Below are 7270 nucleotides of genomic sequence, written 5' to 3'. Positions count from 1 at the left end.
GTTGATGCGATTGAGTAGCTCGTAGGGCACTTTTAGCAAAGTGTCAGGAAGTATTCGATGCAATTTGAGTAGGTCGAACTGAAGTATCCTGGTAACAGAAGCCTTGTTGTTAGCATAGTAGGCATCAGTGATGGCATTCCCTTTAATTCCTTTGATGTCGAACTTGCCAAAAGTACCAGCCAACAAGCTGTTGAGCTCATTTAAGTTGTATTCTCTGTAGTGCCAAGGATTTGAAACAATTGTTTTTGATTTGTTGGGAGTGGTGATATAGGCTTTTCCTCCTGGTTTTAGTACCCGGTGAATTTCGTTTAAGAATAAGCGATCATTGTCGAGGTGCTCAATTACTTGAAATGCAATAATTGAATCAAAACTATTGTCTGGAATCCCCGTAAGTTCAGGAACCCTTTTCTTGATAACGCATGCCTTAGGATGTTTTTGTCGAAGTAGCGATACTGCCTGTGACGATTTGTCGATAAGCGTTAACGAGCTCGTGTTTTCTTTGTATATGTCAATGCCATAGCCTTCACCACAACCTATTTCTAGCGTATTGCCAGCGATCCAGGGTTGTACTATTTCGTAAGCTTTTCTGGTACGGGCATACAGTGGTGTGTCCGAGATAATTTTAGAGGAGGTGACTTCGGTAGAGTATAGCATGGTGAAAATTTAATAAGGCCAATGAACTTGGTGCCACGATTGAAAAGTAGCAGTTACTTGATGGTATTCCTTTTTTAGCTGCCCCGATGCTTGAGGTACTAAAGAGGTATATTGTTGTAGCATTTGTTCATACATACCGTGTAATCTTGTGGCGTATTGTACATTGATAATAGGATGCTCAGGATGTACTGCTGTAATCCAAATCAATTCTTCTTTGATATTTCGGATCGCTTGGGTACAAATGTCTTTTCCCTGTGTTAATTTTCCTGCTTTGATATACAGTTTCCCTAAAGCAAAGGCATATTGCTTAAAGGGGACAGTGCTATTCGGAAATACCTGTGAACAATAATCTAGGGTACGTAAAGCCGCTTCGTTTTTACCTTCTTCCAATAGTGCTTGCGCTAGAAAATAATAATTACGCCTCAGTATTTGCTGTGTGTAGTTCAGTTGCTCGAAACCAATAACCGGATGTTCGGAACTCGGAGCTTTATAGTTGGCCTTGTTTACCATCACAGAAAGTGAATTGTCCGTATCTACGAGTTTGGGATTGTATCCGGGAGCTTTGGTTTGAATAGGTGCGAGTAAGGCTACCATTCCGTGTTGAATGGTGTGCGCTTGTAGGCCTACAAAATGTGAAGTAGCTCCGTTGAGTGCAAAGGCAATTGGCATTTTGTGCAGGTTGTTCTGAATGATGTTGAGTATGCTCAAGTCATTGATTGCATAAAACGCTTTACTGTATTTCCAAGTGATGGTTTTTAGGTGTTTGAACTTGTCATATTGGGGGTGATAGCTATCGGAAAATGCAGCGCTGTCAATAGCAATGGAAAAAACATCTGAAGGAAGGTAGTGTTGCTGTTTGCCATTCCAAGAAATCGCAGTGTTAGGACTCGATAAAAAATCAAATAGCGTGGTGAGGTCAACGGCCTTGTTAGTTTCTTTTTGAAGCGGTAATAGGTGTTGTGGACCTTTTTGATAAAGCTGCTTTGGAAGTGTAAAAGTCAGCTTTTTCGCCTTGTTTTGTGTGGATTTTAGTTTCTCTAAGTACCAAGCGAGAGTGAGCTGATCGTAATTGATAACGCGCACATCGGTTCGGTAATTTTCAACCTCTTGTAAATACCACAGCGGAAAAGTCATATTATCACCATTCGTTATCAGGATACTATTTGCAGGGCAGGAGTCAAGATAGCTTTTTGCAAAGGTTCTAGGAAAATTGATTTCAGTTCTATTGTGATTGTCCCACCCTTTGAGTAATAGCTGTAAAGGAACGACAAGTGCGAACAGCAGGGTGAGTGCTCCTAAACGAATGCTGTGTTTTTTTATGAGTGACAATTGCAAATAACACGGAATAATGGCAAGACCAATCCAAATACAAAAAGGAATAAAGGATCCTATAAAAATATAGTCGCGTTCTCGGATCAGTATACTAGTGGGTGTTGGATTCACATAGAGTGTGATGCCTAAACCAAAAGTAAAAAAGAAGAGTAAGGAACTGTAAAAATGAATCGGGGTTTTACGCAGTGATAGCAATCCTAAAAAACCGATAATTAAAGGAATACCGTAGTAAACATCGTTACTCGGGTCGTTTTTAAAATGTTGAGGCCTTGCCGAAGCATTTCCCAATCGCTGTGCATCTATAAAAGTAATACCACTGCTCCAGTTACCGTAGAGTATGGTCCCATTTCCTTTAAAGCTGTTTTGTTGCCCAATAAAGTTCCAGAATAAATACCGTAGATACAGCCAGTTTACTTGATAGTTGTAGAAAAAACTAAGATTTTCAGAAAAGGTAGGTTTCCGTAAGCTTTCTGTTTTTCCCTGTATGGTATAGCTTACAGGAGTGCCTTTTATCGCAGTCCACGAATTGTATCCGGTTATGTCAGCAGGTTTACGGCTGTACATTCTAGGAAAATAACTAGAAAATTCAGGGGCGTAGTTTTCACGGTTGAAGCTACCATTGTCAACTTCGATGTATTTTTTGGTTGCTACATCGTAAATAACTCGAGGCTTCCCGTGCAGTAGCGGTTGGTTTTTATCGAGCGGAGCATTGAAATAAGCACCTTTGATCAAGGGTACTGCACTGATTCCAAATTGTTCTGCTCTGAGATAACGCAACAAAGCAATACTGTTAGCAGGATTGTTGGAAATGGGGGTTTTTGCAGCTGCCCTTAGTATACTACTACCATAAGGACTAATACCTACGTAAAAAAAGAACAAGCAAGTACTAATTAATAAGGTAGTTCGATATTGTTTTTTTAAGCTGTACCAAGAAGTAAAAAGCAGTATAGCAAGCGTGCTGAGGTAGAGTACTACCAACCCGGAATTGACACTCCATGTTTGTTGATTTACCAAGTAGCTGTCAACTTTGATGGCCAAGGTCAGAAATCCTTGTATCAAGAATCCGTAGATAAATACAAACAAGGCAATCCCAATAACAAGACTTAGTAGTAAGTTTTTTAGCGAAATAGTTCGTCGTTTTGTAACAAACAGTACCGATAAAGGGATACTTATAGAGATGTTAATAAGGTGTACGCAGGAAGAAAGGCCTATTAAAAACGACATGAGTACCAATAGGCGTTGCGCTTTTAACGGATTTTCGGTTTCTGTCCAGATAATGGCCGTATACCATAATACTACCATAAACAAAAAGGATAAGGTATATACTTCTGCTTCGGTTGCGGCTACCCAAAAACTGTGAATAAAGGCCAGTGTTAAACTGGCCACTATGCCACAAGCTTCTGGTAACCATTGGGGGGGATTTGATATTTTTTTAGTGAGCTGTCGATATGCGATTTTACGGCTAATCAGATAAACGACTGCAACTGTTATAGCGCCAAAGAAGGCCGAAATAAGATTACATACAAGAGCAATGGAATTGATAGGGCTTATTGTAATGATAACATTGGCAAGTAACATATACAAAGGAGCTCCTGGCGGATGGGTGACTTGTAGTTTGTAGTTGCTAGCAATAAACTCCGGACTGTCCCAAAAAGTGATTGAATTGGGAGCACAGATCGCATAGACTACAAAGCTAAAAACGAACAAAATCCACGGTATAAAATTCCTGTTTTTCATTGGATTCAAAGATACGGTATTAATCAAGTCAAAATTTGAAATTGGGAGTCGGTTTAGATTAGGTAGTGTGTTAAGGTGTTGGTAATCAGTGGTTGTTTTGTTTTTGTATAGCCGTTTGTATAGGTGTAAAACAGGAAAAACACCTTTTCTCGAACTAGTTTTGTCGGACACAAGTGAAGCATTCCCGGTTTCTCGTTTGTAAATCGCGCTTAAAGTTGCGCATGAGACGATTCGGAAAGTTCACCGATAAATTTATTACCCATGAAAACCTCTTTAAATAATAGCCTATTTATTTTGCTATTACTGTTGGCCAATGTAGTTGTACAGGCACAACTTTTAAATGAAACTTCCGGGCAGGGGTCTGGAGTTAAATTAACCTCTGGTAACTTTAATACGCTGTATGGAGATAGTACAGGATCTGCTCTGACCACTGCGAGATTTTCAACCTTTTTAGGATTTGCAGCCGGTAAGAATACCACGACTAGTGAAAGTACTTTTATCGGGTACTACGCAGGTCACTTAAATACCACTGGATTTGATAATACATTTATAGGTTTTGAGTCTGGACGTCATACGACAACAGGGGGGGATAATACCTTCATAGGAACTGAATCAGGAGAATACAATACCACAGGATATGATAATACCTTCGTGGGGGAAGAGTCAGGAACTCGAAATACTACTGGATATGAAAATGTGTTTATTGGAGAAGATGCTGGGATGTCAAATACTACTGGTTATAAACAAGTTTTTATTGGAAACGAAGCTGGAATATCGGCAGAGACAGGATATCGAAATACCGCTGTCGGAAGTGAAGCGATGAGTGATGTACGAACAGGACATCACAATACTTCGATCGGAGATTCTTCAGCAATTGATATTGGAGCAGGAAAGTACAATACCATGTTAGGAGCCGCTGCAGGAGTAGCAACGGAACATGCTGATTACAATACCTTTGTAGGGGCACGATCAGGTTGGGATAACAATCGTACCAACTCGATACACAACGCAAACAGAAATACCTATGTAGGGTACCAGTCAGGAGCGGAGAACAGAGAAGGAGAAGACAATGTTGGATTGGGAGCCATGAGTGGTTTTACCCAACAATCAGCAACAGGATGGGGGTCGAATAATTTTGACGGTTCGCCAAGTACCCGAAGAAATAGAACGATTTTTATAGGATCGGCAACTGTGGCAGCGAACAACGATGTCGTAATCATGGGATATCATGCCTATAACAGAGGACGCTATTCCGTAGGAATCGGTAATGAAAGTGATTTATTGTCTGCTGATGGAGCCGTGATGATGGGATACAAGTTTCAAGCAAGTGATAATGCAGATTATTCGGTAGGAATCGGACATCAGGCAAACATCAAACAAACAAACTCAGTAGGAATAGGGCCTTCAGTGACTGTAGATAATAGTGAGTCCGTAGCCATAGGAGCCAATACCGTGGTAAAAAATAATCGAGCCATAGTAATTGGTGCAGGAGCACAATCAAATGATGAGATTGATAATTCAGGAGGAGCTCCCGATGCCACGAGTAATATTGCTATCGGTTACGGAGCTACTGTAAGTGGTAATAATTCGGTGGCTATCGGAAATGCTGCAGTAGCGAGTACGGCAAATACGATGGTTTTAGGGGGAGCTACCAATCCGTTAAGTGTGGGGATAGGAACCAATAGTCCAAATACCAAAGCTGCCTTGGAGTTGTCCGGAACTAATAAAGGATTACAATTAAACAGACTAACCACAGCACAGCGTACCACGCTTGCCAGTAGTTTAGTAAGCTCCGATATAGGGATGGTAGTATACGATACGGAAATCAAACAACTATTTGCTTGGGATGGTAGCGCTTGGAAAGGTTCAAGTGCTAGTGGTGTTGCCCTGCCCGCCGCCGATGGAAAAGCCAATCAGGTTATGGTTACCGATGGAGCAGGAACCATTAGTTGGGTAAATCAAACAGATGCTCAAGATTTGACCTTGTCAGGGAATACTTTAAGTTTGACCAACGATGCAACGAGTATCGATTTGTCAAAATACGCGGATAATACAGATGCTCAAGATTTGACCTTGTCAGGGAATACTTTGAGTTTGACCAACGATGCAACGAGTATCGACTTGTCAAAATACGCGGATAATACCGATAATCAAAATTTGAGTTTGTCAGGGAATACCTTGAGTTTGACTAATGATGCTACCACGGTCAGTTTAACAAAGTACTTGGATAATACAGATAGTCAAGAGTTAAAATTAACAACTAATACGTTAAGCATTTCAGGGAACGCGAAGACGATTAATTTGGCAAAGTATTTAGACAATACGGATGCACAAACACTCGGGTTGGCCGGAACGAAGTTGAGCATAGCCAACGGAAATATTATCGATTTGGCAAGTTTGCAAGACGGAACAGGAACCGATAATCAAGATTTAAGATTGACGGAGAATACTTTGAGTTTAACCAACGATGCTACGAGTATTAGTTTAGCTAAATATTTGGACAATACCGATAACCAGGCATTGAGTTTAGCAACAAACACGTTGAGCATTTCAGGAAACGCAAAAACTGTTGATTTAGCGAAGTATCTAGATAATACGGATAACCAAGATTTGACTTTAAGCGGAAATACTTTGAGTTTGACCAATGACGCTACGAGTATTGATTTATCAAAATATGCCGACAATACCGATAACCAGGCATTGAGTTTAGCAACAAACACCTTGAGCATTTCAGGGAATGCTAAGACTGTTGACTTAGCGAAGTATTTAGACAATACGGATGCACAAACACTTGGGTTCACCGGAACTAAATTGAGCATAGCCAACGGAAACACCATCGATTTGGCAGGTCTCCAAGACGGAACAGGAACCGATAACCAAGATTTGACTTTAAGTGGAAATACCTTGAGTTTGACCAACGACGCTACGAGTATTGATTTATCAAAATATGCGGACAATACCGATAACCAGGAGTTGAGTTTAGCAACAAACACGTTGAGCATCTCAGGAAACGCAAAAACTGTTGACTTAGCGAAGTATCTAGATAATACGGATAACCAAGATTTGACCTTAAGCGGACATACCTTGAGTTTGACCAATGACGCTACGAGTATTGATTTATCAAAATATGCGGACAATACCGATAACCAGGCATTGAGTTTAGCAACAAACACGTTGAGCATTACAGGGAACACAAAAACTGTTGACTTAGCGAAGTATTTAGATAATACGGATGCACAAACACTTGGCTTCACCGGAACAAAATTGAGTATTGCTAACGGAAACACCATCGATTTGGCAAGTCTCCAAGACGGAACCGGAACCGATAACCAAGACTTGACTTTAAGCGGAAACACTTTGAGCTTGACCAACGATGCTACGAGTATTGATTTATCAAAATATGCCGACAATACCGATAATCAGGAGTTGAGTTTGGCAACAAACACGTTGAGCATTTCAGGAAACGCAAAAACTGTTGACTTAGCGAAGTATCTAGATAATACGGATAACCAAGATTTGACCTTAAGCGGACATACCTTGAGTTTGA

Annotated in this window: 3 protein-coding genes; 1 reads left to right on the top strand and 2 read right to left on the bottom strand. The window is 40.5% G+C overall.

The features are described 5' to 3' along the window. Positions 1-654, bottom strand: a 654-nt coding sequence (locus tag ACXAG7_RS19780; RefSeq protein WP_476667901.1) for a class I SAM-dependent methyltransferase, incomplete at its 3' end; no start/stop codon positions are given. Positions 655-663: 9 nt separating this feature from the next. Then, positions 664-3723 (bottom strand): protein O-mannosyl-transferase family, encoded by a 3060-nt coding sequence (locus ACXAG7_RS19775; protein WP_476667900.1) that lies wholly within the window; start codon positions 3721-3723, stop codon positions 664-666. 261 nt (positions 3724-3984) lie between these two features. Here ACXAG7_RS19775 and ACXAG7_RS19770 point away from each other — a divergent pair. After that, positions 3985-7270 (top strand): beta strand repeat-containing protein (locus tag ACXAG7_RS19770; protein WP_476667899.1); only part of this gene is annotated, 3286 nt, incomplete at its 3' end.

This window comes from Tenacibaculum sp. AWR4_210 (assembly GCF_056160945.1).
Note: the sequence above shows the minus strand (reverse complement) of the source record. Positions and strands in the feature narration are given on the sequence as shown.